We start from the raw sequence: 26,006 nt of genomic DNA on the forward strand, positions 1-26,006 counted from the left end.
ATGGCGATCCTCGATCAGATTGAGACCATTGTGATCGTGATGCTGGAGAACCGTTCTTTCGACCATATGCTGGGTCATCTCAGCATCGCCCGGTTCGGCAACCGAAAAGATGTCGCGGGTCTGGTCGATCCCGAAGCAAATCTGGACTATACGAACTTTCTCGATGGCCAGGGCTACCAGCCGTTCGAGTTGAAGGATGGACCCCTGCTGCATGATCTGCCTCATAGCAGATCTCTCGTGGGGGCTCAGTTAGGGGCGCCCGGTGCTCCCTTTACGATGAGCGGTTTTGTGGAGGCATACTATCGTGCCACCGGAAGCAAGGTCAACGATCCGCCACCAATGGGTTTTCTCTCGCCTGCCGATGCACCCATGTCACGTTTTCTGGCGGCGCAATATGCCGTGTGCGACAACTGGTTTGCGCCGCTGCCAACGGATACCCAGCCCAACCGTTCGGTGGCTTACACGGGCTACTCGCTGATCGAAGATACGAAACCTCGCCCTATTCCTACCATCAAGGGTAGCTTCATTTTCGAATGGCTGAAAGATCATAACGTCAGTTGGCGCGTGTATCACTGCGGAATATCCTTCTTCACGCTGTTTGATCGATTTGATGAAGTGCTGGGGCCCAACTTTCGCAGCTTCAGGCATTTTCCGGGAGATTTCGAGTCCGAGCCGGTATCGGAAATGCCAAAAGTCATATTCATCGAGCCTGAATACACCGATTCGCCTGTCCATTTTGGCTGGACCGCCAATGACAATCATCCGCCCACGCCTGTGGGTCCCGGCGAAAATTTTCTGCGTGATATCTACAGGCTGCTGACCAGGGATACCGACAAATGGAATCGTACGTTATTGATTACCATCCATGATGAGCATGGCGGGTTCTTCGATCATGTTCCGCCGCTGGCGATTTCCACCCCGGTGCCGCCCGGCGCGCTTTTCTCGACGGGATTCGAGAGTACTGGCCCCCGGGTCCCGGCGCTCATCGCATCGCCCTGGATTGCGCCCGGCACCGTATTCAAGGGTGCGATGGACCATACCTCCATATTGCAGCTGCTGTCCGAAAAATTCGCGGGCACCCCGGACTATAATGAGGAAGTCGAGCGGCGTAGAAGATTGGGCATACAAAGCGTGTCGCAAGTCCTGGCTCAGCCACTTGCCCAGCCGAGAACCGATAGCCCGCCCCCGCCACAGGATATTATTTCAAGTTCTGTCGTGCTGACGCCGTCGACCGAGCCGCAGACCGATAGTCAGCAGGCTTTTACCGAGGCGGCGAAGAAACTATTGAGATACGATCGCACGCGTGCGGTCGAAAAGTATCCAGAACTTGTGCATATGCCCCCAGAATAAGATTTCGGGGAATGCAACCGTATCCAGACGCTGGCAGGCTGCTAACCAAGTGCTTTTGCGATGCGCCGTAACGCGTTTTCCAGGTTGGCCATGTGGGTGGCGAAGGAAAGCCGGATATAGCCTTCGCTGCCGAAGGCCGACCCAGGCACCACCGCCACACCGCCATGTTCGAGCAGATATTCGCTGAAAGCAATATCTGTAGAATCCTTAGTCACCCCTTTGGCATGCAATCCGCTGATTGCTTCCCGGACATCGGCAAAGGCATAAAATGCACCTTCAGACAAGAGGCATTTGACGCCAGGGATGGCATTGAGTGCGCTGGTTACGAACCGATTACGTTCCTTGAATGCTTCCACCATGGGCACAATACAGGACTGATCGCCATTAAGCGCCACTTCCGCGGCAGCCTGCGAAATGGAGGCGGGATTGGAAGTGCTCTGGGACTGGACGTTTTCCATGGCAGTAATAATATGCGCCGGACCGCCGCAATAGCCAATGCGCCAGCCAGTCATGGCATAGGCCTTGGATACGCCATTAAGCACGAAGGTGCGGTCATACAGGGCAGGGCAGGCATTGAGGATATTCACGAACTTGCCGCCGGTAAGCAGGATATGCTCGTACATGTCATCGGTTGCGATCAGGATATTCGGGTATTTCAGCAGAACTTCGCCCAGCGCTTTAAGTTCATCGAATGTATAAACGCCACCGGACGGATTACTGGGGCTATTGATGACGAACATCCGGGTTTTGGGCGTGATGGCTTTTTCCAGTTGCGCCGCGGTAATTTTGAAGCCCTGTTCGATACCGGCTTCCACAATCACCGGCTTGCCCCCGGCAATCAGAACGATGTCGGGATAGGAAACCCAGTAGGGTGCTGGAATGATGACTTCGTCGTCCGGATCGATGACGGAGAGCGTCAGATTGAAGAAGCTTTGTTTGCCGCCGCACGAAACCAGAATTTGTTTTGCGGTATAGTCAAAGCCGTTTTCACGCTTGAATTTGGTTATGATGGCATTTTTCAGGCCGGGGGTGCCGCCTACCGCCGTGTACTTGGTCAGACCTTTATTAATGGCGTCAATGGCTGCATCCTTGATATGCTGCGGGGTGTCGAAATCCGGTTCCCCGGCCCCAAGTCCAATGATATCCTTGCCTTCCGCCTTGAGCCGGGCGGCCCGGGCGGTGACAGCAAGGGTGGGGGAGGGCTTGATGGCCTGAACGCGCTTTGAGAGTTCCACGATAATGTCCTTAGTGTTCTTGCACGATGCGGACTGTGCCCGCATGATAGATATGAGCCGAAGAATTAATTAACCGAATATTATACCTGTGATCGTTACCTTCCCCAATAGCCCTTACAAGCTGCATCAATCATTTACGCCCGCAGGCGATCAGCCTGAAGCCATCGACAAGCTGGTGGAAGGGATAGAGGACGGCCTCGCGTTCCAGACCCTGCTGGGGGTGACGGGTTCCGGCAAGACCTTCACCATGGCCCACGTAATCGCCCGGCTTGGTCGACCCGCGATCATCATGGCGCCGAACAAAACGCTGGCGGCCCAGCTCTATGCCGAAATGCGCGAGTTCTTCCCTGAAAACGCCATCGAGTACTTTGTATCCTATTACGACTACTACCAGCCGGAAGCCTATGTTCCTTCGCGCGATCTGTTCATCGAGAAGGATTCCAGCATCAACGAGCACATCGAGCAAATGCGCCTGTCCGCCACCAAGGCGCTGCTTGAGCGGGATGACGCCATAATTGTCGCCACCGTATCGTGCATATACGGCATCGGCGATCCGGTGGATTATCACGGCATGATTTTGCATCTGCGCGAAAATGAAAAAATTACTCAGCGCGAAGCCATACAGCGCCTGATCGAGATGCAGTATGAGCGCAATGAGTTTGAGTTCGGCAGAGGAACCTTCCGGGTGAGGGGCGACGTGCTCGACATATTTCCGGCGGAAAGCTCCGAAACCGCGGTACGCGTGTCGCTGTTCGATGATGTGGTCGAAAGCATGGTGCTGTTCGATCCGCTCACCGGACGCACGCTGAAACAAGTATCGCGTTATACGGTTTATCCCTCCAGCCATTATGTAACACCCCGGAGCACGACCTTGCGCGCCATTGGCACCATCAAGGAAGAATTGAGGGAGCGCATCGATTTTTTTCAGCAAAACCATAAGCTGGTCGAACTGCAGCGCATCGAACAGCGTACCCGTTTTGATCTGGAAATGCTCAATGAGCTGGGTTTCTGTAAAGGTATCGAGAACTACTCGCGCCATCTTTCGGGGAAAAAACCGGGCCAGCCACCGCCCACGCTTATAGATTATCTGCGGCCCGATACGCTGATGGTGATCGACGAGAGCCATGTGACCATTCCACAAACAGGCGGAATGTATAAGGGCGATCGTTCCCGTAAGGAAAATCTGGTGGAATATGGCTTCCGCCTGCCTTCCGCGCTGGATAACCGCCCGCTGCGGTTCGACGAATTCAGGAAAATGATGCCGCAAACGGTATTTGTCTCCGCCACGCCGGCGGAATTCGAGCGTGTTCACAGCGGCCAGGTGGTGGAGCAGGTTGTGCGTCCCACAGGCTTGGTGGATCCGCAGATTGAAATTCGCCCGGCAACCACGCAGGTTGACGACCTAATGTCGGAAGTCAGCCTGCGTACCGCCAAGGGTGAGCGGGTGCTGGTGACGACACTGACCAAGCGCATGGCCGAGGATTTGACCGATTATTTTTCCGATCATGGCGTCAAGGTGCGCTACCTCCATTCCGACATCGATACGGTGGAGCGGGTGGAGATCATTCGTGATCTGCGGCTGGGAAAATTTGACGTGCTGGTGGGTATCAATCTGCTGCGCGAAGGGCTGGATATTCCGGAAGTGTCGCTGGTGGCGATACTGGATGCCGACAAGGAAGGATTTCTGCGTTCGGAGCGCTCGCTGATCCAGACGATAGGGCGGGCGGCACGCCATATCAACGGCACCGCACTTCTTTATGCCGATAAAATTACCGATTCCATGCGCTGCGCCATGGATGAAACCGAGCGCCGGCGCAATAAGCAAATCAAGTTTAATCTTGAGCACGGCATCACGCCCCGAAGTGTGCACAAACGTGTCAAGGATTTGATCGATGGCGTTTATAACATCGAAACTGCGCAGCAGCATCTAAAGGCTGCGCAAGCGCAAGCCCGTTACGATTCCATGAGCGAGGTGCAACTCGCAAAAGAAATCAAGCTACTGGAGAAACAAATGCTGGATTCCGCAAAGAACCTTGAATTTGAGCAGGCAGCACACTATCGGGATGAGTTAAAAAGACTAAAAAACAAGCTGTTCGTGGGGTTTGTTGAACCTGAATCTGAAGTAAGCCAGGAAAAGACAGCGCCATTCAAGAGAAGGGCGCTTAAATGATAAAAAAATCATATGCATAAACTTTAATATTAAAGTTAATTATAGATTATTTTACGATTGTTGCAGAATTGACAAAAATAATCTGGTCGAAGGTACGATTCAGTGTCTTGCTATTGAAATTTTTCATGACCAGACTTTGTTCAAAACGCACACGATCGCCTACTTTTACCCGGGTCGTAGGTGCCGCAATCCAGAAACGTTTCTCGGTGGTCGCCAATTCCATATAGGTATAGCCGGGCGCATCCAGGGTGGAAAGGACCTTGCCTTCGTTGCTCGCCATACCCGCCGCGGTACCGTCGCCCGGTTTCTCGGCAGCCGCATGCAAAGGGTGCAAAGGACTTGACAGTGCAATTCCGATGGAGAGAGCGACTACAAAATAAGATATTTTCAAAAGCGCCTCCGATATATTGGGTAAATTTCACAGACGGCATGATACACCTCAATTCCCCGGAGTTTCAATCGGTACCGGGTTAAATACTGAGCGCGTTCCTGGTAAAATCGGGATGGTTTCACAATATTAGCGCATGGAGGGCTGGATCATGGAATTGGAATGGAAAGTAGTGGATGAACATCATCAGGAGGTCTTTGTAGAGAAACACGTCAGAGGCCTATTTATAGAAAAGCATGTCAGGGGCCTGCTATGGATTACATCTGCCGGTTTTTCATTCTGGCATAGCTACCCCAACCCGGCGGTGGATCTCTCTCATGTAAAGAGCGTTGATGAAGCAAGGAAAGTCGTGGAGGCCGCGCTTTGTTTAGAGGAGTACTCGGCTCCTTCAGCTAACTCAGGGGGTTAAGGCTGCGGACGCCCGCAACCGGGTTCATAAAACTAAGGTTTTCCAGTCCAGGGATCGGCCTTGGTATCACTCCGGGAATTAGTTTGGGAACCGGCTCCAGGAACGCTTCTGGGATCAAAGACAAAAATGGAGGGTGCTGAACCGTCCAGCACTGAGGACGAGCCTGGTGCGGTACGTTGCATTACGGTAATACCCGGCCCCAGAAATGATTCCATGGCAGGTTGGTCGGGTTGTTGTGAAGATTGTCCGGCATTGATACCTCCCGCCTTGTTTTTACGGGCACAGATGGCGGCACCTTCCTCTGTGCTGCGTCCCGCTTTTTGCTCCGCAGCTTCACAGGCCAGTGTTTGATAGACGGACATGAATTTCGATGCTTCCGTGTAACGGCCGGCTTTCATCAGTTCCTGCACATGGAGTTGCGCCTCCCTGAATTTGCTTTGAGCATCGGGCGTTTGATAAATTGGATTTGTTTCTTCGGCCTGGGTAGTGGTTGTAATCAGCGCCACGAAGATAGCCGGAATGATAAGTTTCACGTCTTCTCCTTTTTTATTGAGATGGATTCGGCTCTGGTCCGATAAGGAGCATTGCCGGTAGTTTCTGATAACTAAAAAACGTATCCCGAAATATAGCCCAATCTTACTACTTCATCGGCAGTCTTGCGGCAGTAGAGCTTGATTACAGATTGCCGACATTTCACATCGTCAATTATCCTAAATCCGGTAGCAACGCCTTTTCCAAGGTAAGAGTCAAATAATATGAAATATTATCAATCATGATACCGAGCTATTAAATGAGTGGTCAACTATCGGATCAAGAATTATAAAAGGCGGGGTATTGCCCGTGAATAACTTTCCCGATTTAGGCATAAAAATCTACATTCTGCCGTACTGCGATTGGCGTGGATGCAAAGATGTCCCAACTGGGCAGGAGACTTATTAGCGCCCGGAAATTTGAAGAAAATCGGATGGACAGCAAGAAGTTTACTGCTGAGCCTATAGACAGCGCTTATGAGCGTATCTGGAGTGAATGCGACGTTGAATCACGGAAATTGGCTTAAGGCGGATTCAAACAGGAGTAAACAGGATCTGAGCCCGAGGATTCAGCTAACAGGAAAAGTGGAATCAGGACAATGTAATAGCCCTGATCCTGCTTCTCATTTTTTGCGGTTGCGTGCAGCGAGCAGACCGATCAAACCGATACCCACCAGTAAGAGGCTGCCGGGTTCGGGCACCGCACTTACATTATTGAATCGCAAGGGTATCTGTTCCAGATGTTTGGGACGATCGCCGTCCAAGGCGAGCTGGGAGGCGATAGAATCAGGAAGACGGCCCGGCGGCGGAGTCCATACTTTACCAGAGGTCCTCTGATGTGTTTGATTGGAGGGGTGATCCGCATTCTTGCGCGGCGCCCAAGTGTTGCCAACGGCATTGCCATTTGTATGATTCGACGGATGATTTGCTTTTTCTGTCGGATTCCATTCCTGGCCAAATGCATTATTATGAGCCTGATCCGGCTGGCTCTTGTTTTTTTCGGCTGCCTGAGCTCCGCCCGCCAGAACACTCATCAATATCATGATCCCCATTGTTGCGCGCATCGTCATTCCCTCTATTTTAAATGAATCTTTCTTTTTTTCGTCAGGACAATTGTTATAAAGCAATAATCGGGCCATCATCATAAGATGATGAATATATTAATAAAAAGTGAAACGATAGAGCTCCATAGGAAGCTTTTTCAAGGGGACGTAAAAGTATCCGACAATTTATGCAAGGCTAATCAGGGGTTTAGTAGGAAAGAAACAGGACGGAATAGGCTTGCTCGTATGTTTCGTAGCGTGCAGTTTTTCCGTTGGGATTCTGAAAACGGCTCGGGATTGCGGCGGGGGGATGTAAAAGAGGCCCGGCAAGGAGTAGTTGGCCTGTGCCGGGCCAGTGGTATCCACTACAAGAGGGAGAAAAAAGCGGATACCAGTGTGCATTGTCTTCTTCTTCGACTTTAACTTCTGTACGGAGCCACACATAAAAGCGCATTACCTCGCTTGCGATCGATTTTTTCAGTCCGGACACTAGAAGTGAATGGGAATCGATTAAATTTGACAGGATCTCGCAATAGTTAATTTGCTCATAATGTATATTATGTTAAATTATGTATAATTTAAGAGGCCCAATAGCAATTTCCACATTTCAAAGAAATTTATAGTTAGGTCATTGGAGGGAGTACATCCTGAGACAGGATGTCACGCAATTTACTACCTTCCGGCTGACTCCAATCTTGAGCAAGTTCAGCCATGAGGGTGTTTGTTGCCGTAAGCACTACCCCTTCTTTTTCCATACGACGACGAGACATATCTTCAGAAAGCTCATAGGGTGAGCCTGATGCGTCCATAACCGCCCGTACTTGGTAACCCTCATGAGAGGCACTAATCCCGTGAACTGGTGAGAACTACAGGAATATTCAAAATTTTAGCGGCTTTAGCAAGAGCCAAAGTATTTCGCTTAACTACATCAAGAGGGATGTTATACATTATTCTCTCTTCTCTTCTGTCTTTGTATATGCGGGCCACTTCGCAAACGCAACAACCCACAGCAGGACCAGGATACCTCCAGGAACTAGTGCCAGTAATGAAAATACGGGCTTGAAACCTGCCCGGGCGAAAATTTTCCAAAATGGCACGACGACGAAAATTGCGACTCCGATCAGCCAAGGTACGATCTCAAATTCATCCATGTAACCTCCTGAAATAGATTGATGTTCAACAGTTATTAGCCAAGTAGAACATGTTAACGAGAATTGCCGGGCTGACTTCTTTTATATTCATATGTAATATCTTGCTCTGTGTGCGGCTACATGTATGTCTTTCCGCACAAATCTTATTATCGTTACCGCGCAAGGATAAAGTCTACTCCGCCCGGGAGATTGCCGGCCAGATCCTATGCGTTATATTGCACCCGCATCGGTCGTTGCAGATAAGAAGAAATTATCGGTTTGGTATGATGGACGATGGCAAGCCAATAATATCATTTTGCTCATGCTGCTTGGAAAGTTGGAAGGAATACCGGGCTGACCAAGGTGCTGTGTTTTAGGCTTAGCGGGAACTGCGGCTGTTACCGCTTGAAAGTAGCGGCCAGCTCTAATGTCCCGATTCTTGTGCGTTACGTGGTTGTTGGTTGCCGCTATGAAGGTTCCCTCCTCTACCGATAAAACTCCTGCAAATTTCTCCACTTCGTTCCGTGCGCGAATATCTTGCATGTCTTTTTCGCGCACAATTATATTTCAAGGATAATGACACTATTGACTCTACAAACCAGAATCCCATTTTTTCATGCACCTCTCAATTATCATTCCAGCTTTTAATGAAGAGCGGCTGATTGAACGCTGCCTGCAATCCATTTCCGTATCGCTTACGGCGAATTACAAACCTGGTTTTACGTCCGAGATTATCGTGGTCGATAACAACTCCACCGACAACACGGCCAATCTGGCAAGGCAGACAGGCGCACGGGTGGTTTTTGAGCCGATCAATCAGATCGGCCGCGCGCGCAATGCCGGCGCGGCGGTGGCGACGGGCGACTGGTTGCTGTTCGTGGATGCCGACAGTATTTTGAATGCCGGATTGCTTGCCGATATCTTGCGGCTGATTGAAGACGGCAAGAGCGTGGGTTGTGGCAGTACGGTAAAAATGCAGGGATTGCCATGGTGGGCGCACTGGCTATTGCAACTATGGACACGCATATCGATTCTGCTTCGCTGGGCGGCGGGCGCATTGGTGGTATGCCGTAGCGACGCTTTTCGTGATGTGGGCGGTTTCAATCAGGAACTCTATGCCGCCGACGAAATAAGCCTGAGCCAGCAACTTAAGAAGTGGGGCCGGCAACGGGGCCTTCAATTCGCCATCCTCACCAGACATCCTCTGGAAACATCATCGCGCAAGGCGCAGCTCTATTCCGGGCGAGAGATGGCTGGCCAGATCCTGCATGTCATCCTGCATCCGCGCCGGTCGCTGCAGGATAGAAAACAGTTGCCGATCTGGTATGACGGGCGACGTTAAATCCGGATTTCACTAGACCGTCCTGCGGTATCTTTTAATGTTTCAAGTTTATTCCGGGTTTCTGCCGCATAAAACTTTCGGAGGGATTCAGGCGAACCCCTTCAATGCGGCACCAGCCAGGCCATAGATCAGCACGGCCAATAGAATCACCGCAGCAAAACCCAGGTGAATGGCCAGCAAGGTAGCGAGGACAGCTCCCACCACCGAGGCGAAGCCATTGATGGCCCACGCCCAGGGGATGGCATCTTGCGCCGTGCTTGCCAGCCGCATCATACCGGTGGGAAAAGGGATTCCCATGCATACCGCCAGCGGCGCGATCAGCGCCACGGAAATCGCTATTTTTGCCGGATCGGATAAATGGATGAGCCCTTGAAACACGCTCGGCAGAACGGCAAGGTAGATCACCGAGAGGGTGGCTATCGCCACTACCGCGAGGCTGACATTCCGGTTGCTTCCCCTTCCCCGCCATCGTTCGGCAAGCCAGCTGCCCACGCCGGCAAACACCAGAAATGCGCACAACACGACCGCCACCGCATAGAGAGGATGCGCCAGAAACAGCACAAACTTCTGGATGAATGCGATTTCCATGAACATGAAGGCCAGGCCGATGGCAAGAAAGTACAGCGCCACCCGCAGCGTGGGCAGTGCGCGGCGGCGCCTCGATACTGCAAGGGGCGCCAGGACAAGAAGGATGCTTGCCACAAATGCCTGCAGCAGCGTCGCCACCAGTAGTGGATAGCTCCAGTCAAGGAGCGCCATTCCGCCCTGCTCGCGCAAGGCGAATAATTCCGCGGCGGCGTTCCACTTGAAGAAGTGGAAAAAATAAGGCCGATCGTCCGTCGCCGGTTCGATGGAGAATTTGTACCGGTCGAGGAATGCCTGCCGTTCCGTGCCCAGCAGCGCAACCGCTCCTTCGTAGAAATAGGGCTGCGCCAGCAAGTTATAACGATTCGCCTCGTCAGCGCGCATCCCGGGATAGTAAGCCACGTCGAAAGAACGCGCGCGGCTGAATTCCTTGATTGCCGCGATTTCGCCGGATGTGAAATCGCTGTGCTTCACCAGCAGCGTGACGGTCTTCCAGCCACGTATCATTGCCAGCCGCGCGGCAGGGTTGGAAACACCCGCCCGCTCCAACGCGGCCACGGCTGTTGCAAACAGTTTCAGGGAATCGCGCGGCGGCAGGCTGAGCCAGCGGGTGACAGCCAGCATGCCGCCGGGAGTCAGACGGTTGAGGTAGGTCTGCAATGCCTCGACCGTATAGAGATAGCTTTCGCTCAGACCATATAGCCCGGCGGAGGCGACACCAAATGAATCCAGCAACGCCACCTGAATGAGATCATAACGGTCATCATGGGTGTTGACGAAGCCGCGTGCCTCACCTTCATACGTATGTACTTCAGGCCGGGCATAGAGGTTTCCGGCGAAACCACTAAAGCGGCGCTGCACCAGATCGATGATGTTGCGATCAAGCTCCACCGCGTCGATCTTGCCGGCGCCGTGGTAAAGCGCCTGCAATACATCACCGCCCGCCCCTGCCCCCAGCACCAGCACGTGTGGCCGGCTGTGCGGCTCATTCAGCACATGATAAGGCAGCGCCGAGGTAAGTTGGTCCAGATAGGCCAGCGGTGCGAGCGTGCCGTCAAATCGCGTGATCACGGCCGGGCCGTTTCCGTCCACGAACACCGCCAGTTGCGGCGGTGGTTCATCCATGGCGTTGAGGCTCATCCCCGGCGCATGACGGAAGGGAATGCGGCTGCTTTCCACTACCGTAATCTGCCCCAGCGGGCTAGATCGTTCCTCGATTACCCGCATCCCGGTGATATTCAAGGTCTGGCTCAAATCCTTGTAGGTGGAGGGATGCGTTAGCATCCAGTTGCCGGGTGGCATCGCTGCCACTATTAAAGCCAGTCCAAAAAAAACCTTCGCCATCCATTTCGGCCGCATCTCCAGCTCGATGACAGCGACGGCGGCAGCCGCCAGGCTCAGCGCCGTCAGGACAATCAGCACTTTGTGAGGCGGCATGACATAGAGCAGGCCAATGACGCCCAGGCTGCCCGCTCCTGCGCCCAGAATGTCAAATGCATAGATGCGCCCCGCGTTGCCGCCGAAGTGCCACAAGACCAGACCCATGCACAGCCCCCCGAAAAAGAAGGGCAGCATCATCAGCAGATAAATGGCGAGCAGCTTGGCCGGCTGGGTTCCATCCCACAGCAGTTCGAGTGGATTGAAGGGAACTTGTTGCGCGAGCAGAAACGCCAAGGGCATCAAGAAAGCCGTGCTCGTGGCGGCGATGAGATATACGGCGCCGATGTGAGGTGCAATTTTTTCCTTCAGCAAGGCGAGCGCTGTACCGCTTGCCCCAAAGCCCAGCATGGCCGCGCTGATGATCATGTAGGCGAAGTGGTGCCACAGCACGATGCTGAACAGGCGCGTCAGCAGCACCTCATACGCCAGCAGGCAGCTGGAGAGCAGGCCAATGGCAAAAAACGGCGGCTTCAGCACCGGCATGCCGGGGTTCCCGATATCCGCCTAATGTTTGCCAGTGAGCGGGACGAACGCCACCGGCGCAATTTGATGGCTGGTTACCGAGCCATCCATACGCTTCTCCACCAGCATTAAATATTGGGTCATGAATTGCGCACCGAGCGGAATCACCATGCGGCCGCCCGGTTTGAGTTGTTTGATCAGAGGCGGCGGGACGTGGCTTGAGGCGGCCGTCACCACGATGGCATCGAATGGTGCCGCTTCCGGCCAGCCATAGTAGCCGTCGCTCAGCTTTACCTTTACGTTGCCGTAGCCAAGAGATTTCAACCGCTCCGCCGCCTCTTTTTCCAGCGGTTCAATAATTTCGATGCTGTAAACCGATTCGACTATTTCCGCCAGAACAGCGGCCTGATAGCCTGAACCGGTGCCGATTTCAAGAACTTTATCGCCTGCCTTGACCTTTATCAGGTCGGTCATCAATGCGACGATGGTCGGCTGTGAAATCGTCTGGCCATGGCCGATGGGAAGCGGACGGTTGAGATAGGCAAACGCAGCCAGCCAACCGGGCACGAAACGGTGCCGCTCCACTTTTCCCATTGCCGCCTGGACTGTAGGGTCGAGCGTGAAACGATCATTGGCGGTTATATCGGCCAGTATCTCCTCAACCATTTTATGGCGTTTTGCGTCGAACTCCTCGCCATGCGATGGGAAGGCGCAACAGAGATAAAGGAATGTGCCCAGGATGAGATGCCTCATGTCTTCATTAAAGCAAATTCCTGGCAGGATGCCAGGAATCTCCGAATAATCCTATATCCGGCAATGGATCGCTCATTGTCTTGCTGGGTGCTATGATTCACGAAATCTACCGAGCAGCGCGCAAGGATTCCGCCGCATTTGTTTATGACCGATACCGATAACAGGCCAACGAAGAGAGTGAGATGACGATAGCTTCCGATCTCTTGCATCAGCATATTCAGACGTTTGCCGGAAACAACACGCAATGGCAGACACTGATCGCCGATGATCTTTTGTGGGAGCTGCCCTATGCGCCCTCCCTTGGCCATCCAGCAAGGCTGACGGGACGCCAGGAGGTGATGAATCATGTAACGTGGTTTTTGGAGGCAGTAGAAAATTTTCATTTCTTCGACGCCAGGGTCTACACCTTAACCGATTCGGAAGTGGCGATTGCCGAATTTAGTGCAAAAGGCCGTATCAAGTCTACAGGACGTATCTATGTCCAGAATTACGTGCTATTTCTGCGGGCTTCGGAAGGAAAAATCATATTCCTACGGGAATATTTCGATCCCGTGCAGGCGGCCAAGGCTCTGGATACGCCGATTCTCGGTATCGAATCCTGAGAACAACGAGCGCATTCGGGCGCGATGAATTGTCAAGGTTAACAGTTGGAGGAAGCTAGGCGAAGCGTGTTTTTCGACAGCTTCGTGCTGGCGCCACAGCGGATTGATGCTGTTATAGCGATCCACTCGCTTACAGAAATTGCCTTTCCACCATGCTCCGCAGCCAGGGCTGCGACTTCTTCAAGCGAATCATCGGTTTTTTCATAGTTGAGAGCCAGGCAAGCTCCCTGCTTGGCAAACCGTTTTGCCGTTGCCAGGCCGATTCCATGCGATGCTTCGGTAATCGCTACGATATTATTTTCCACAGTCATGCCCCTTTCTCAGTATGCCATTGCACAATGGGCATGAAAGTCAGATAACCGTCAGGAAGGACACGCCATGGGCTCCGACAAAACCATCTGCCCGGCTTTCTCCCTGACCCGGGACTCCATAATCCGAGGAATAAACACGGGATACGCGGTTGCGATGCCAGGTGACCATCAGTTCCCGCAAAGGCATGACCGCCTGATGAGTTTCACCATACAGTTCCCTGTGTGCGGCTGGTAGCCGGTACCACGGCACTGATGCGCGTTCATGGTGCGCGTTGTGGTAGCCGAAGTTGAGCGTCAAGAGATTCAGGATGGGGAGATCGGCCGAAATCAGGTTGGAATAGGTATTGGCCTGCTCATATTTGCGGTCTCGGGAATGCGGAGGCAAGGGCTGTTTCGCATCAACGAAATACTGGTCGAAAGTATGATGGAAGGCGTCGAAGAAGTTCAATACATGCAGAAAAAGACCATACGAAAGGATATACAGCAAGAGTGCTTTGACAGACCATATCGCCAATGCCGTGAGCAATGCGCCTCTCGATATCAGCATCAGTGCGGAGCGCTTCAGGAATTTCCGCTGGGACCGCACAAAAAACGGGCGCCATATGACTTGCAGATGCATCACCACTTCTGTTGCAGGAATATATGCCCATTCCAGTATGAATAAGGCGCGCCTTAGCAGTGGATGTCTGCGCATCAGGCCTTTGAAATCAAAGCAGGTAACGTCAGCCCGTTCCCGGTGGTGCCTGATATGCATATGTCTGATGCGCTCAAAAGATGCATAACATGATCCTGCAATGAAGTTCATCCATTCGCCTATGTAACGATTGGCTGACAGACTGGAAAAGAGCGTGGCATGGGCAGCTTCATGCATTAGATAGGCCGCCAGGATCATCGTCTGGACGCAAAGTAGCACGCCAATGGCATTGATTGCGATGTTGTCCAGTCCCATCAGCCAGAAGGACAGAATCCATCCAAGGCTTGTCCAGGCTAGCACCAGCGTATTGGGGATGGCGCCCTCTTTTTCACGAAAGAGGGGGCGCCGCCCGACAGTATAAGCATTCATTATCTGAATTCCCTTTAATAAATTACAATGCGATAAAACTTTACCCTAGATTTGAATACAAAACAATATATAGATTTATATGTAGTTTTATGTGTATAATTCATTCCATCATGTTTTGCATCTTCAGGGTGCGCTGACTGTGGATGGAATGCAGGAGATATCGAATTGAAAAAAAGCAGAGGAAGACCGGCAGCTGGAAGTCATAAGGATCAACAGGACGAAACCAATAAAAGATTTCTGCTTGCCTTGCGGGAACTGGATGACGCGTGGGTGAGCATTTTCAAGGAGACCGGGTTCAGCGATATCTATTTTTCCCGGCTGTTTACCGAATTATGGTTAAGAGGTGGAAGTGCCGTTCCAAAGACTGACGCCTATGGCCTTGTGAAAGGATTAAGTCCTCAAACAGCAATGAAATATATTCGCCGTGCCATAGACGAGGGTTATCTGGAGGAAATCGAGAATCCGGTGGACGGGCGTTCACGGCTGTTACGCATGACGCCACTCCTCAAAAGCCGAATGGTGGACGTCATCAATCGCGCCAGCCCGGCTTTTCAGGCGGCATTTGGGGCTTCTTGATTTGGCGGTGTCCGCTATCGGCCGAAAGCAATGGGATGGACCCCTCCTCCCCGAAAGGGTACCGAGGTGTCCTCCCAGCAATAACCGTAAAAGAATTGGATAGCTAATTCCTTTATTGATCGATACTTTTTTATAGATAAGGAGTAGCGTGAAATGCAGGGTATCAAACGTAAGCTCGTTTATGCTTTTTCATATGAGCTCATTGCCGTGGGGATTACCGGCAGCGGTCTAACCGTTCTGGCTGGACATGATATGGTGCGCGCAGGGATAGCGGCGGTAGCGCTGTCCGTCATCGCCCTGATCTGGAACCTCCTCTATAACACCGCCTTCGAATGGTGGGAAGCGCACCAGGATAAACGTGGTCGTGGGATACTTCGCCGTATTGCCCATGCCACGGGGTTCGAAGCAGGGTTGATCATAGTGCTGGTACCACTACTTTCCTGGTGGTTACAGATATCCTTGTGGCAGGCTTTTTTGCTGGATTTAAGCCTGCTTGCGTTTTTCCTGGGCTATACCTTCGTATTTAATTTTGTGTTCGACCGCTGGTTTGGTCTGCCTGCCTCGGCAATACCGTAAATAAGTTGAGCTGATACAGTTATTTATCATGCCTTTAGTGTGACAAAAGGGAAGCCTTATGCACCGAAGGAATCGTGGATGCCAAGTGGGATTCCTTCCTTGGTTTCGTCCGTGTTTCGTGTAACGTTCCGTTAGCCTAAAAAGATTGACGCAGCAAGCTTACTTGGGGGAGTTCGTACATAGCTACAAAACCCGCTACGTAAACACCTAGCGGCTATGCCTGATGTGATGATGCAGCAGTGTGCAAGGCTACGGCGGTGCAGACAAGCACCGCCGGATTAACTTCGTTTGGTCGGGAGCGAGATCGGGCCGGTTCTTGCGGGATTGTTACAACCCGGTTGCAGACTCAGGCAGCTGCGTGTTGGCTGCGTGGTTTTGATTGAGCTTCGCAGCCATTTGACGATGCTGGGCTGCTACTTTTGTGCTCGCTTCCACGCTTTTCTCGTAATCACGGATCAGCGCCGAGGTATGCGATTGAAGGTCCTGAGCTTGCCGGCCATAGAGATAGCTCTTGTTTTCATATTGCTCCAGCAGCTCTTTCTGCTCCTTCACCTTTGCCTGCATCTGCGCGGCGGTATTCTCATAGTATTTTGCAATGGACTCATGGTCGCTGCGGGTAACGGCATTCTGAGCGGCAGCCCGAATTTCCGGGGTATCGATAGGCTGGGCTGCCACGACCGATGAACTTGCCGAAACCAGGATACCAATCATGGACAACGCTGCGACGGCATTTCCAAATTTTGTTTTCATGGCGGCAACTCCAAATAGAGTGAAAGTGATGCCATCCTACCTCAGTCAATACCCTGAGTATATTGGGGAAACCCTGGTTTTTTACTCAGTGTTTCCCTTAGAAAGAAACCTAAATCAGTCAAGGGGTTGGGAGCGGATATCGTGATCATGCTGCCCATGAATGACACACGGGGATTTCGCGCCCCGGCCAAAGCTGCGCCGGAGGTTCTTGAAGCTTTGAATCCTCAATACATTACACAGGCGCCCCCCAGACTGGGCGGGATTCTCCAGGTGTCACTTAGTGCACTGAAAATGAGGGGATCACGGGCTTCGCCTACGATTTTTTCGTTTCGTGAGCTGCCGTAGAGTTGGCAACCAAGCGGCAAAATCGAGCAAATAATGAATGGATAGCCGAGCGTGGCGACACGGTGCTTCAAGGGGATTGGGTTGGAGATTCCAGGGGATGAGGGATTACCACAAGTCCCCCAGCACCCTGTTGATAATAAAGAGCACCACGGCAAGGGCAATCAAGCCTAATAACGGCCGATTCTCCTCGATTATGTTGGTCGCCAGGCCGGATATCCGGGCGGACCGGCGGAGATAATAAAACGCGACAATAACGCCAACTACCAGCGCCGCGTACAATAATTCCACATACCCTGTTTCATAATACCATTCGTTGTTGTCCATGCTAACCATCCTGGATCAGCAGTTGACCACTTGTTTATTATCCATTTTATTACCCGTTTTCCAGCCTGGCGCCATGGCCCAGAAAAATCAGGCGGAGCGAAGCAGCTTCAGCAGCGCTTCTGCGCCAGGCCCTGAAGAAGCTGGATTCTGGCCGGTTACCAGCTTGCCGTCCACCTGGACATAGGGAACCCAGTTGGCAGCCTTGCTATAGATGCCGCCCCGTTCCTTCAGCCTGTCTTCCAGCAGGAAAGGTACCACTGTGGTCAGGTTCACCGCCTCTTCTTCCATATTGGTAAATCCAGCCACATGCTTGCCTTTGATCAGATATTCGCCATCTTTTCCTCGCACATTGACAAGCGCGACCGGGGCGTGACACACAGCGGCTACCGGTTTATCAGCCTTTACGAAGGCCTCGATCAGCGCGATGGATGCCGCGTTATCGGCCATATCCCACATGGGGCCATGTCCGCCAGGGTAGAAAACCCCATCGAAATCATCCGCCGACATGTCAGCGAGTTTTTTCGTGTGGGCAAGTTCAGCCTGCGCGGCGGTATCCGTGCGGAAGCGCTGCGTTAACTGCGTCTGATTTTCGGGTAGATCGCTTTTCGGATCGAGTGGCGGTTGGCCACCCTTTGGCGAGGCCAGCGTAACCGCCGCGCCGGCATCCTTCAGCACATAATAGGGCGCAGCGAATTCTTCCAGCCAGAAACCCGTTTTTTTGCCGGTGTCGCCGAGCTGGTCATGCGACGTGAGAACAATGAGCACCTTCATGGCAGACCCCCTGTCTTTGAGAAAACTTTTTCTGCTTGCCGGAAAATACAGTAACAAAGAATGGATCAATAAACTATGTTTTTATCTTGAATTTCCCACATTGGATGTGGAGCCAAACCCAGTCATCAACATGGTTCTCCAAATCTACGCAGGTGCTGGCGGCAGGTTTGCGATCATTTCGTCGCCGTTTTGCCACTGGCGCGGCATCCATAGACCCGGCTATGGACTTTTTCCAGTTGGCAAGCCTGTCGCAGCCTACCTCACCCTCATCCCGTGTCCTGACCGTGTCCTGACTATCGGATTAAACCGGCTGCTCGCACCGGCGATAGAAGCGCGCGTATATCGGATTCCCAGCCCTTGAATTTTTTTGCCGCATGTTTTCTTTGCGCTGCGGTTGCGGTGCTATGCAGGCTTGCTACAAAAGCGCAGTTATACCGCGATAATCGTTCTGTGTATTTTCGATAGTCATCATTGGGCGAGCGGTGAATACGCTCGACATAAGCGCGCAGCGCAGCCTGCGCCTTTCCCTGATTTAAGCCATTCCCGCTCAATTGACGCAGTACCTGCAGGAAATCCTGCTGGCGCCGTTGACGTTCGGTATTCCATATATTGACGTCATAGGGCGAAAGGGTTACCAACCGGGTGATAAGTTCTTGTTGCGTATGATCGAGATCACCGTAGAAAAACTCTGCTCGTTCAACTGTGCGCTTGATTGATTTCTTGAGCCGCTGAGAGGCGTCGCCCCGCAGATTTTCGTCCTGGAATTCCTTGTTGGACTTGGCGTAGCGCTGCTCGATATTCTGTATCTGCTGTGGCGTCAGCGTCGAGGCAATTTCCACGGTTGCCGGTGTGGCGCGCTCGAATGCCTCGTCCATGTAGCCGCGTACTTCGGTCCATAAGCCGCACGTATGCTCGGCTGTGATATCTTCCACAACGAGATTTTGCGCGTGAGCAAGCAGATTGGCGTATTCGGGCAAGTGCGCACGCCGATGCCAGGCAAACCACTGTGTGAGCGCTTCACGGGTGCGTGGTTTTTGCGCATCGTTGAAATCGACGAAGCCGTCAAGCCACCAGTAAGTCAGATAATCCGCCTGGTTGTAGCCAAGGCGCATTACGCTGCATCCCGCAAAGGTAGACAAGACCAATGCGAGCACCACGACTATTGGCCACTTCAAAGAAGGTTTAATCATGTCTATCATGCGCTGCACGACGATCCGGACCCTATATTTTCGATAGCGCTACGATACAGTCAACTCCAACAGAAATCTATTCTCGGCTTTATTTGCTCTGACGGGAAGATGCGGGTAGGCTTTGAAAAAAATTCGGACGCTCTTGACAATAAATGACGGAAACCTACGACGTGGTCGTCATCGGCGGTGGCATCCACGGTGCGGGCATTGCGCAAGCGGCTGCCGCGCGGGGTTTTTCGGTGATGGTGCTCGAGCAGACCGCGATCGCAAGCGGCACCTCCAGCCGCTCCAGCAAGCTCATTCACGGCGGGCTGCGCTACCTGGAAAGCAGGCAATTTTCGCTGGTGCGCGAATGCTTGCTTGAACGCACGCTGCTGCTCGAGCTTGCGCCGCAACTGATCGAGCTTAAACCATTTTACATTCCGGTATATCGGGATACCACCCGCCGTCCCTGGCTATTACGCGCGGGTTTGAGTCTTTATGCGGTGCTGGGTGGCTTGCATCCGGCAATGCGCTTTCGCCGCGTACCCCAAAACCAATGGAAGAAACTGGATGGGCTGAACACGGCTCACCTTGAAGCCGTATTTCAGTATAACGACGCGCAGACCGATGATGCGGCGCTGACTCGTGCGGTCATGCGTTCGGCGCAGCGGATGGGTGCCCAATTGAAAATGCCCGCCACATTTACCGGCGCTCGTCTTGGTGGCGAGTTCAACACAATCGAATACCGCCATGAGGGCGAAATTGAAACGTGCAAGGCGGCGGTCCTGGTGAATGCGGCTGGGCCATGGGTGCGGGAGGTATTGGAGCGGATAATACCGGTTCCTTCGCAGCTCAAAATCGAGCTGGTGCAGGGTACCCACGTCGTGGTGCCGGGCACACTTGCACAAGGAATTTATTATGTCGAGGCAAAAGATCGGCGGGTGGTGTTTGTAATGCCCTGGAAAGGAAATATATTGGTGGGCACGACTGAATCCATATACCAGGGCGACCCGGCGGATGTCAGACCGCTCCCGCACGAAATCGCTTACCTGATGGAAACACTCGCACATTATTTTCCGCACTATCGATCCGGGCAATCTATCCTTGGAGCAACCGCGGGTTTGCGTGTTCTCCCCTCGAATGAGGGCGGAATCGGGGAAGGTGCGATATCCATCAATGCCCGCTTGCGTGATACGATTCTGCATTTTGACCGGCAGAGTCACCCTCGCCTGCTTACCGTGTATGGCGGCAAGTTGACAACGTACCGCCTGACGGCTGAGCGGGTGATGGCGCATCTGGCAGGCATACTGCCGGCGCGTGGAGTGGTTGCGGATACGCGTCATCTGAAGCTGACTGAAACTGATTAGGTTGTGATAATGATGTCCGTCAGCTCAATTTAGTGGATCGGGAGTGACTCTCACCCTTGACGACCCGCGCGCCATGATGGCCATCGATATCCGGCACCCGGGCGGGCCGGAGGTACTAGTGCCCACCTCACATCCGGTTCCTCAACCGGCAAAAGAACACATTCTGATCAGGGTGGAGGCGGCCGGGGTCAATCGTCCCGATATTTTTCAGCGGCGCGGGCTGTATCCACCACCGCCTGGGACCTCCGAGATTCCCGGGCTTGAGGTTGCAGGGGAAGTCACCGTGCTCGGGGATGGAACCAGCCGTTTCGCTGCGGGCGACAAAGTGTGTGCGCTGGTCGCCGGTGGCGGCTATGCCGAATACTGTACCGTGCATGAAAGTAATGCGCTGCCAATCCCCCAAGGCTTCAGCATGATGGAAGCGGCGGCCCTGCCGGAAACGTTTTTCACCGTTTGGGCTAACGTGTTCCAGCGAGGCAAACTCAAAGCTGGCGAAACGGTATTGATTCATGGTGGCTCCTCGGGCATCGGCACGACCGCCACGATGCTGTCGAAGGCGTTTGGCGCGACTGTGGTGGTGACTGTAGGCTCGGAAGAGAAACGAGGGGCATGCTTGGCGCTGGGTGCCGATCTCGCCATCAATTACCACACACAGGATTTCGTCGAAGAATCAAAGAAGTTTACCGGTGGCAAAGGGGTCGATGTCATCGTCGATATTATCGCCGGCGACTATGTCGCCAGGAACTACAAGGCGGCTGCGATGAATGGGCGTGTTGTACAAATTGGAGTCCAGAATGGTCCCGCGAAGGAATTGAATCTGATGACCATGCTAGCCAAGCGTCTTACGCATACAGGGTCGACGTTGCGATCCCGTAGCATTCCCGAGAAAGCACAGATTGCACGCGAACTGGAGCGCGAGGTTTGGCCGTTATTGAATGAAGGAAAATTAAGGCCCCTGGTATTCAGGGTTTTCAGGCTGGAAGAAGCGGCGAAGGCCCACGCATTGATGGAATCCAGCATGCATATCGGCAAGATTGTTCTGACGATCGATGCTCCGCATGCGAAGCGCAATTTGTAATACTACCCTCAACCCGAGAGTACTCAATACACTCTCACGGATTCGATGAGGTAGCGATCGATTTTCCGCGGCGAGCAATGATGCTCATTAGCGCCAGTCCGGCAAGCAGCATGGCATTCGTCTCGGGCTCAGCCACCGCGGTTATTTGCAAGGCAACGAACTGAGTAAATTGCGCGTTGTTGAAGTTGTTGTCCGATACGAGAATCAGGGTTTCCATGCCATTGATTTGCGGGCCGAAGGTAATGCCTTCTATATTATCGAGCGCCAGCGGAGTGCCATCGTCATGCTTCAGGTCGGATAGGTCAAGCAGCAGAGTTTTGGTCACGGCATTGATGTTTTGGCCAGAAATCGATTCAAGGCCAGAAACATCGGTGGCGTTTCGCGCATCGGCGTAAAACAGGCGAATGGTATTGCCGGTGGCCGGTGTGCCGGGTGTCTGGGCGCCAACCGCAAAGGAGCGCTCGATAGTAATAAACTGGCGATCGCCCACCACAATAAAATCAGTCAGCCCGTTGGTGGCAAACAGACCTGCCGGAACGGGCGCGATGGCAACCGGCGACACATCATAAATATACTCGGCTTTTGACTGTCCCGTTGCGATGTCGAAGGACAGGATGCGCGAGCGGGAGCCGCTGGAAACGGATGCCGGCAAGCTATCCTGGGCCAGACCATTTTCGGTAGCGGTGTACAAGGTGTTGCCGTCTTTTGAAATAGCCAGATTTTCGAAGCCCAGGTTGTTGTGAACGCCCTTGTCGCCTGCGGCAAGTCCGGCAACGGAGCCGGAAGGGTGATAGCGATCGGGTACGGCGAAATCGCGCACCTGGCTGCCATCCGTGTTCATCTCCCGTACAGTGGGATTTTGAAATCCGGCCCCGCTGCGCTGGCCTTCATTGCTCCAGTAGATCTTGTTGCGAGCGGGATCGAAGCGTAACCCCTCGGGATCCACCGTGTTTGCCGCGAAGGCGCCGCCATCCGCTTTCTGAATGGTTGTAACCGTGTTGAAGCTTACGCCGCCCTGACCTGGAGCGGATGAGCGCCGGAACTTCTCGAGATCCAGGCTCAACTCATAAAAACGGGCCGGATTGATATTGCTACGGTCATCACTGATGGCAAAGTATCGCCCTGTGCCAGGGTTGTAATCCAGGGAAGATAGGCCACCAATTGTGGTGCCACTGAAGGTTGCTCCGGTAGGGATGATTTGTTGGCCCAGATAACTCAGCCTTGAATTTACTGAGAAATCGATCGCTTGGACTGGGGCGGCACTGGTGGCAAATACGCTGGCGGCGAATACGACGGCACACGTTGTTCGAATGAAATCCATTGCGGAAATCCCTCGTTTCAGGTTTGAGACCAAGTTACTATTTTGGACCCTCCAGATGTCAGTTATGTGATGGGAGCCATGTTCCCTATGCCCCATTGGGCATATTTCGTTCCAGCCTCTAAGGTTGAGTCTTGCTGTTATTTGCGGCTGGCTTACTTTTGGAGGTTGGCCTGGGGCCATACCTCAAAACTCATCGGGCCGATGCGTGCATCGTCAATAGTGTAGTTGCCCGCGCCCCGGTACGTGGCTCAGCTACACCTGAAGCGAAGCCGCCAGCCATGGTTTCCCGGAAAGAAACGCCTGTAACGGATTCGCGCCTCTGTGTTGCGCGAGGATCGGACGGCGTTGAATTCATCGCGATCCAATGTACGATTTTTCGTCTCACTATTTGTCGTTCTTGACGATGTTTTTTTCGTTGGTATCGACGACAAAGACGGCCAGTAGGCGTGCGGGCTGAGTCTTGCTGTTATTTGCGCTGACGCCATGATGATCGCCAGGTAGTTCGGCGAAGTTCTCACCGGCGCGATAAACCTTTTCCGGACCGTCATTGACTTTACTGCGAATTTCTCCCTCCAGGACAGTTGCATAGATGAAAGCCGACTTTGGGTGGGTATGTGCTGGCGATGAGCCACCGGGCTGGTATTCGACAAGCACGCCTTTCATGCTTTTGCCGGGCACGTTCGGAAGAACGTGATCAAACACTACCGTTACCTTGGATTTATCAGTGGGCGAGCTATCGGCTGAGGCTGCGCTTACGGAAAGTGCTGCGAAGGCAACTCCGCAGAAAAATCTGGCAAACATGGTGTTCTCCTTTCGTTGATAAAAATTAATGGATACAAATCCACCGCATGATGCCCTCCTCTCCATCTATCTGATCGGATCAGAAGACATATTCATTGATCAGGCCTGGACATTCCCAGGCGGTACTTCTCCGGGCTGTGATTCCTCCGTCCTCGGCCCCGGCTTCTCTCGGCAGATAATAAGACCCCCCATAACCACCAGTTTTTGCTACTTTTATGGCGATTATCCAGGCGTCGTTGCTCGCTATTATTTTTGGACAGAATGGTTCCCCAGTGTATTTATTGTGGTTTAAGAGTGGGGTACCCTTCAATATATACCCAGTCGGTTTGTTTTGCCGGCACATGGCAAGGAAGACAGCTTTGCAGATAACCTTTGGATGTATTGATCTTTCGGTTTTTGGCTTCAAACAGCGCCCATCCCCAACCTTCCCCCCAGTTGGCATTGCCTTTGAAACGACCTTTTGTATCCTTGATCATCACAAACCAGACATTCGTATCGCCTGCCCATAGCGCCGGTCCAGTGGTCAACGTACGTGAGCTGATCTTGCGGATTTCCTTGATTAAAACTGCGCCATCGGGAAATTGGCCAGTTTCGAGAAATGCCTTGACTACCTCCGGCTGTGTGTAAACATCGTGAAAACCATAGCCTGGCGCCTTGGCATCATTAACCACCCATGAGCCTAAATGACTCCAATACGGTCGGTAGTTTTCAGGCACGCTGATTTCGCCGGTTTTATTGACATAAGTTGTATAGGTTTTGGTTGCAAGATCACTTGCCTGGGATTGATAGGTAAGCAGAATTCCGGTCAAGCCCAGGACTACGGCAAAAAAATAGTTCATTGCATATTTCTCCATTTCGCCTGTTAGAAAGTCTACATGAACCGGCTCAACCCTTCCTCCAGCCTTCTATCTATGTCACTTTCTTGCCGGTTGCCGTGTGATCGGTGATCGTTATCAGACAGCTTCGAAAGCTCGGAGCCCACGGCCCCGGACCATCTACCACCAAGATCCCATACTGTTTCATTACGTAGCTCCTGTTTGGTTGAAATCGCCATGCTCACGGCTTTACCGGATAACGGCTGGAAGTGGCAATGCGATTCCAGGCATTGATGACTACCGAAAGCCACTCGACAGCCGATATTTCATCTCTTGACAGATTAGCTGTTGCTTGCTCGTAGACGGCATCTGGCACTTGCCCGTCAGAGATCAGTGTAATTGCTTCTACCAGTGCCAATGATGCGCGTTCCTTTTCGGTGAAATACGCCGTTTCCCGCCAGGCTGCCAAGACACTTATGCGATCGCTTGATTCGCCACTGGATAGGGCGTCTCGAGTGTGCATCCTGATACAGAACGCGCACTGGTTGATTTGGGATGCACGAAGGCGCAACAGATGTGCAAAGCCATCCGGGATGCTTGCGGAAGCTGCGGCCTCGGTCGCTAGCTTCTCAAGGCCAATGACTGCTTGGTAAAGCGCTGGAGCGGATTTACCCAAATTGATTCTTTCTGGCATGAAGTCTCCTTGACTGTATGGACAGGGTTAACGAATAAGCTCACCGGCCCGGCACGCAATACCTGCCGGCAAACAGCGGAAAACAAATTACGCAGCCGGGTCCGATACAGCGCTGGGTTCGGCGTGCCGAACCTTCAAGATCGACGACCGCCGAACTCATCCATGTGGAGTGGCACAAATTCCCGGACGCTCATTGTCAGTCGGCCGGTCACCCGCTCCACGCCGTCCGCCTGCTCATGACTATCTCCAGTAAAAGTTTGTCGATGGACCGTCTACCTGACAATGCCATTTCCGCATATTCATTTCATTTATAGGTGGGGATAAAGAAAAATCAAGCTAGAAAATGACCAAAGTTTTGCAGAAGGTGTTGGCGCAGCCTCACTGGGAGGCAGGCTCACACTCCGCGACTATGCTGCGCCGATTCCGCGGATATGGGAACACGTGAACCCCTCCTATATGGACGGTTTGATCCGGATATGATGCGCGATCTGTTGTGACCGGAATGGCGGGCTGATGACACGACTGTTGGTCTACCCTGATCGCAAGGCATGCATTAATTTCCATCCTCTACTTCGCACTTTTTCAAAAAACGATAGTCAAAAT

The 26,006-nt window shown here is 52.7% G+C and carries 28 protein-coding genes; 9 read left to right on the forward strand and 19 right to left on the reverse strand.

Features of this window, described 5'->3' with window-relative positions:
• Complete coding sequence (locus tag SQ11_RS12780) at positions 1–1,350, forward strand: alkaline phosphatase family protein (RefSeq protein WP_052494232.1); 1,350 nt, start codon at positions 1–3, stop codon at positions 1,348–1,350.
• A 41-nt stretch (positions 1,351–1,391) separates the two neighbouring features.
• Here the strand turns inward: SQ11_RS12780 and SQ11_RS12785 are convergent, their stop codons facing one another.
• Complete coding sequence (locus tag SQ11_RS12785) at positions 1,392–2,585, reverse strand: pyridoxal phosphate-dependent aminotransferase (RefSeq protein WP_041514736.1); 1,194 nt, start codon at positions 2,583–2,585, stop codon at positions 1,392–1,394.
• Positions 2,586–2,673: 88 nt separating this feature from the next.
• On the opposite strand from SQ11_RS12785, the gene uvrB reads away from it, so the two are divergent.
• Complete coding sequence (gene uvrB, locus SQ11_RS12790; RefSeq protein WP_041514578.1) at positions 2,674–4,755, forward strand: excinuclease ABC subunit UvrB; 2,082 nt, start codon at positions 2,674–2,676, stop codon at positions 4,753–4,755.
• A gap of 46 nt (positions 4,756–4,801) precedes the next feature.
• Here the strand turns inward: uvrB and SQ11_RS12795 are convergent, their stop codons facing one another.
• The gene (locus SQ11_RS12795) at positions 4,802–5,146 is read right to left on the reverse strand and encodes a hypothetical protein (RefSeq protein WP_041514579.1); all 345 of its coding nucleotides are present in this window, start codon (positions 5,144–5,146) and stop codon (positions 4,802–4,804) included.
• A gap of 148 nt (positions 5,147–5,294) precedes the next feature.
• On the opposite strand from SQ11_RS12795, the gene SQ11_RS12800 reads away from it, so the two are divergent.
• Positions 5,295–5,552, forward strand: a complete 258-nt coding sequence (locus SQ11_RS12800) for a hypothetical protein (protein WP_156972502.1) — start codon at positions 5,295–5,297, stop codon at positions 5,550–5,552.
• 32 nt (positions 5,553–5,584) lie between these two features.
• Here SQ11_RS12800 and SQ11_RS12805 read toward each other — a convergent pair whose 3' ends face one another.
• The 5 genes from SQ11_RS12805 to SQ11_RS17335 all read right to left on the reverse strand — a co-directional run bounded on the left by SQ11_RS12805 (position 5,585) and on the right by SQ11_RS17335 (position 8,813).
• Positions 5,585–6,085 carry a hypothetical protein gene (locus tag SQ11_RS12805; protein ID WP_041514581.1) on the reverse strand — a complete coding sequence of 167 codons (501 nt, stop codon included), beginning with the start codon at positions 6,083–6,085 and terminating at the stop codon, positions 5,585–5,587.
• A gap of 620 nt (positions 6,086–6,705) precedes the next feature.
• On the reverse strand, positions 6,706–7,146 hold the full coding sequence (locus SQ11_RS12810) for a PEP-CTERM sorting domain-containing protein (RefSeq protein WP_041514582.1): 441 nt from the start codon (positions 7,144–7,146) through the stop codon (positions 6,706–6,708).
• 602 nt (positions 7,147–7,748) lie between these two features.
• The gene (locus SQ11_RS17620; RefSeq protein ID WP_198140878.1) at positions 7,749–7,934 is read right to left on the reverse strand and encodes a hypothetical protein; all 186 of its coding nucleotides are present in this window, start codon (positions 7,932–7,934) and stop codon (positions 7,749–7,751) included.
• Positions 7,935–8,072: 138 nt separating this feature from the next.
• Positions 8,073–8,276, reverse strand: a complete 204-nt coding sequence (locus SQ11_RS12820; protein WP_041514584.1) for a hypothetical protein — start codon at positions 8,274–8,276, stop codon at positions 8,073–8,075.
• A 210-nt stretch (positions 8,277–8,486) separates the two neighbouring features.
• Complete coding sequence (locus tag SQ11_RS17335) at positions 8,487–8,813, reverse strand: hypothetical protein (protein ID WP_156972503.1); 327 nt, start codon at positions 8,811–8,813, stop codon at positions 8,487–8,489.
• Positions 8,814–8,871: 58 nt separating this feature from the next.
• Here SQ11_RS17335 and SQ11_RS12825 point away from each other — a divergent pair, with 58 nt between their 5' ends.
• Positions 8,872–9,597: a glycosyltransferase gene (locus SQ11_RS12825; protein ID WP_041514585.1), complete on the forward strand. Its 726-nt coding sequence runs from the start codon at positions 8,872–8,874 to the stop codon at positions 9,595–9,597.
• Positions 9,598–9,684: 87 nt separating this feature from the next.
• On the opposite strand, the gene SQ11_RS12830 is transcribed toward SQ11_RS12825, so the two are convergent.
• Together SQ11_RS12830 and SQ11_RS12835 are read right to left on the reverse strand one after the other, a co-directional pair.
• Positions 9,685–12,105 (reverse strand): spermidine synthase, encoded by a 2,421-nt coding sequence (locus SQ11_RS12830; protein ID WP_041514586.1) that lies wholly within the window; start codon positions 12,103–12,105, stop codon positions 9,685–9,687.
• Between the two features lie 21 nt (positions 12,106–12,126).
• On the reverse strand, positions 12,127–12,837 hold the full coding sequence (locus SQ11_RS12835) for a protein-L-isoaspartate(D-aspartate) O-methyltransferase (RefSeq protein ID WP_084226861.1): 711 nt from the start codon (positions 12,835–12,837) through the stop codon (positions 12,127–12,129).
• 182 nt (positions 12,838–13,019) lie between these two features.
• Between SQ11_RS12835 and SQ11_RS12840 the strand changes: the two genes are divergently transcribed.
• Positions 13,020–13,439 carry a nuclear transport factor 2 family protein gene (locus SQ11_RS12840; protein ID WP_041514587.1) on the forward strand — a complete coding sequence of 140 codons (420 nt, stop codon included), beginning with the start codon at positions 13,020–13,022 and terminating at the stop codon, positions 13,437–13,439.
• Positions 13,440–13,477: 38 nt separating this feature from the next.
• Here SQ11_RS12840 and SQ11_RS12845 read toward each other — a convergent pair whose 3' ends face one another.
• Positions 13,478–13,750, reverse strand: a complete 273-nt coding sequence (locus SQ11_RS12845) for an SDR family NAD(P)-dependent oxidoreductase (protein ID WP_041514588.1) — start codon at positions 13,748–13,750, stop codon at positions 13,478–13,480.
• A gap of 40 nt (positions 13,751–13,790) precedes the next feature.
• Positions 13,791–14,813 (reverse strand): fatty acid desaturase, encoded by a 1,023-nt coding sequence (locus tag SQ11_RS12850; protein ID WP_041514589.1) that lies wholly within the window; start codon positions 14,811–14,813, stop codon positions 13,791–13,793.
• A 165-nt stretch (positions 14,814–14,978) separates the two neighbouring features.
• On the opposite strand from SQ11_RS12850, the gene SQ11_RS12855 reads away from it, so the two are divergent.
• Entirely contained in the window at positions 14,979–15,389 is a 411-nt protein-coding gene (locus SQ11_RS12855) for a helix-turn-helix domain-containing protein (RefSeq protein WP_041514590.1), read from the forward strand.
• A 153-nt stretch (positions 15,390–15,542) separates the two neighbouring features.
• Entirely contained in the window at positions 15,543–15,965 is a 423-nt protein-coding gene (locus SQ11_RS12860; RefSeq protein ID WP_041514591.1) for a PACE efflux transporter, read from the forward strand.
• Between the two features lie 327 nt (positions 15,966–16,292).
• Here SQ11_RS12860 and SQ11_RS12865 read toward each other — a convergent pair whose 3' ends face one another.
• The 4 genes from SQ11_RS12865 to SQ11_RS12885 all read right to left on the reverse strand — a co-directional run bounded on the left by SQ11_RS12865 (position 16,293) and on the right by SQ11_RS12885 (position 19,345).
• On the reverse strand, positions 16,293–16,715 hold the full coding sequence (locus SQ11_RS12865; RefSeq protein ID WP_041514592.1) for a hypothetical protein: 423 nt from the start codon (positions 16,713–16,715) through the stop codon (positions 16,293–16,295).
• A gap of 450 nt (positions 16,716–17,165) precedes the next feature.
• Entirely contained in the window at positions 17,166–17,384 is a 219-nt protein-coding gene (locus tag SQ11_RS12875; protein WP_041514738.1) for a hypothetical protein, read from the reverse strand.
• An 87-nt stretch (positions 17,385–17,471) separates the two neighbouring features.
• Complete coding sequence (locus SQ11_RS12880; protein WP_041514594.1) at positions 17,472–18,155, reverse strand: type 1 glutamine amidotransferase domain-containing protein; 684 nt, start codon at positions 18,153–18,155, stop codon at positions 17,472–17,474.
• Between the two features lie 293 nt (positions 18,156–18,448).
• Positions 18,449–19,345 carry a DUF6279 family lipoprotein gene (locus tag SQ11_RS12885; protein WP_156972504.1) on the reverse strand — a complete coding sequence of 299 codons (897 nt, stop codon included), beginning with the start codon at positions 19,343–19,345 and terminating at the stop codon, positions 18,449–18,451.
• A 152-nt stretch (positions 19,346–19,497) separates the two neighbouring features.
• Here SQ11_RS12885 and SQ11_RS12890 point away from each other — a divergent pair, with 152 nt between their 5' ends.
• A complete protein-coding gene (locus SQ11_RS12890) occupies positions 19,498–20,694 on the forward strand; it encodes an FAD-dependent oxidoreductase (protein ID WP_041514595.1) in 1,197 nt (398 codons plus the stop codon).
• A 43-nt stretch (positions 20,695–20,737) separates the two neighbouring features.
• Positions 20,738–21,772, forward strand: a complete 1,035-nt coding sequence (locus SQ11_RS12895; protein WP_041514596.1) for an NAD(P)H-quinone oxidoreductase — start codon at positions 20,738–20,740, stop codon at positions 21,770–21,772.
• A 34-nt stretch (positions 21,773–21,806) separates the two neighbouring features.
• Here the strand turns inward: SQ11_RS12895 and SQ11_RS12900 are convergent, their stop codons facing one another.
• The 4 genes from SQ11_RS12900 to SQ11_RS12915 form a co-directional block, all read right to left on the reverse strand.
• Complete coding sequence (locus SQ11_RS12900) at positions 21,807–23,093, reverse strand: esterase-like activity of phytase family protein (protein ID WP_084226863.1); 1,287 nt, start codon at positions 23,091–23,093, stop codon at positions 21,807–21,809.
• A 384-nt stretch (positions 23,094–23,477) separates the two neighbouring features.
• Positions 23,478–23,894 carry a cupin domain-containing protein gene (locus tag SQ11_RS12905; protein ID WP_041514597.1) on the reverse strand — a complete coding sequence of 139 codons (417 nt, stop codon included), beginning with the start codon at positions 23,892–23,894 and terminating at the stop codon, positions 23,478–23,480.
• Between the two features lie 278 nt (positions 23,895–24,172).
• Positions 24,173–24,748 carry a cytochrome P460 family protein gene (locus SQ11_RS12910; RefSeq protein ID WP_041514598.1) on the reverse strand — a complete coding sequence of 192 codons (576 nt, stop codon included), beginning with the start codon at positions 24,746–24,748 and terminating at the stop codon, positions 24,173–24,175.
• Positions 24,749–24,950: 202 nt separating this feature from the next.
• A complete protein-coding gene (locus tag SQ11_RS12915) occupies positions 24,951–25,403 on the reverse strand; it encodes a carboxymuconolactone decarboxylase family protein (RefSeq protein WP_041514599.1) in 453 nt (150 codons plus the stop codon).
• Positions 25,404–26,006: the final 603 nt, after the last annotated feature.

It is taken from the genome of Nitrosospira sp. NpAV (assembly GCF_000832065.1).
GTDB lineage: Bacteria > Pseudomonadota > Gammaproteobacteria > Burkholderiales > Nitrosomonadaceae > Nitrosospira.

What these genes read in the sequence shown, in the direction of transcription:
- SQ11_RS12780 (WP_052494232.1), top strand. Translation starts at nt 1, where the DNA reads ATGGCGATCCTCGATCAGATTGAGACCATTGTGATCGTGATGCTGGAG.
- SQ11_RS17620 (WP_198140878.1), bottom strand. Translation starts at nt 7,934, where the DNA reads ATGGACGCATCAGGCTCACCCTATGAGCTTTCTGAAGATATGTCTCGT.
- SQ11_RS12860 (WP_041514591.1), top strand. Translation starts at nt 15,543, where the DNA reads ATGCAGGGTATCAAACGTAAGCTCGTTTATGCTTTTTCATATGAGCTC.
- SQ11_RS12865 (WP_041514592.1), bottom strand. Translation starts at nt 16,715, where the DNA reads ATGAAAACAAAATTTGGAAATGCCGTCGCAGCGTTGTCCATGATTGGT.
- SQ11_RS12890 (WP_041514595.1), top strand. Translation starts at nt 19,498, where the DNA reads ATGACGGAAACCTACGACGTGGTCGTCATCGGCGGTGGCATCCACGGT.
- SQ11_RS12915 (WP_041514599.1), bottom strand. Translation starts at nt 25,403, where the DNA reads ATGCCAGAAAGAATCAATTTGGGTAAATCCGCTCCAGCGCTTTACCAA.
- SQ11_RS12900 (WP_084226863.1), bottom strand. Translation starts at nt 23,093, where the DNA reads ATGGATTTCATTCGAACAACGTGTGCCGTCGTATTCGCCGCCAGCGTA.
- SQ11_RS12800 (WP_156972502.1), top strand. Translation starts at nt 5,295, where the DNA reads ATGGAATTGGAATGGAAAGTAGTGGATGAACATCATCAGGAGGTCTTT.
- SQ11_RS12835 (WP_084226861.1), bottom strand. Translation starts at nt 12,837, where the DNA reads ATGAGGCATCTCATCCTGGGCACATTCCTTTATCTCTGTTGCGCCTTC.
- SQ11_RS12840 (WP_041514587.1), top strand. Translation starts at nt 13,020, where the DNA reads ATGACGATAGCTTCCGATCTCTTGCATCAGCATATTCAGACGTTTGCC.
- SQ11_RS12910 (WP_041514598.1), bottom strand. Translation starts at nt 24,748, where the DNA reads ATGGAGAAATATGCAATGAACTATTTTTTTGCCGTAGTCCTGGGCTTG.
- SQ11_RS12810 (WP_041514582.1), bottom strand. Translation starts at nt 7,146, where the DNA reads ATGCGCGCAACAATGGGGATCATGATATTGATGAGTGTTCTGGCGGGC.
- SQ11_RS12875 (WP_041514738.1), bottom strand. Translation starts at nt 17,384, where the DNA reads ATGGACAACAACGAATGGTATTATGAAACAGGGTATGTGGAATTATTG.
- SQ11_RS12885 (WP_156972504.1), bottom strand. Translation starts at nt 19,345, where the DNA reads ATGATTAAACCTTCTTTGAAGTGGCCAATAGTCGTGGTGCTCGCATTG.
- SQ11_RS12880 (WP_041514594.1), bottom strand. Translation starts at nt 18,155, where the DNA reads ATGAAGGTGCTCATTGTTCTCACGTCGCATGACCAGCTCGGCGACACC.
- SQ11_RS12830 (WP_041514586.1), bottom strand. Translation starts at nt 12,105, where the DNA reads ATGCCGGTGCTGAAGCCGCCGTTTTTTGCCATTGGCCTGCTCTCCAGC.
- SQ11_RS12905 (WP_041514597.1), bottom strand. Translation starts at nt 23,894, where the DNA reads ATGTTTGCCAGATTTTTCTGCGGAGTTGCCTTCGCAGCACTTTCCGTA.
- SQ11_RS12825 (WP_041514585.1), top strand. Translation starts at nt 8,872, where the DNA reads ATGCACCTCTCAATTATCATTCCAGCTTTTAATGAAGAGCGGCTGATT.
- SQ11_RS12820 (WP_041514584.1), bottom strand. Translation starts at nt 8,276, where the DNA reads ATGGATGAATTTGAGATCGTACCTTGGCTGATCGGAGTCGCAATTTTC.
- SQ11_RS12845 (WP_041514588.1), bottom strand. Translation starts at nt 13,750, where the DNA reads ATGACTGTGGAAAATAATATCGTAGCGATTACCGAAGCATCGCATGGA.
- SQ11_RS12850 (WP_041514589.1), bottom strand. Translation starts at nt 14,813, where the DNA reads ATGAATGCTTATACTGTCGGGCGGCGCCCCCTCTTTCGTGAAAAAGAG.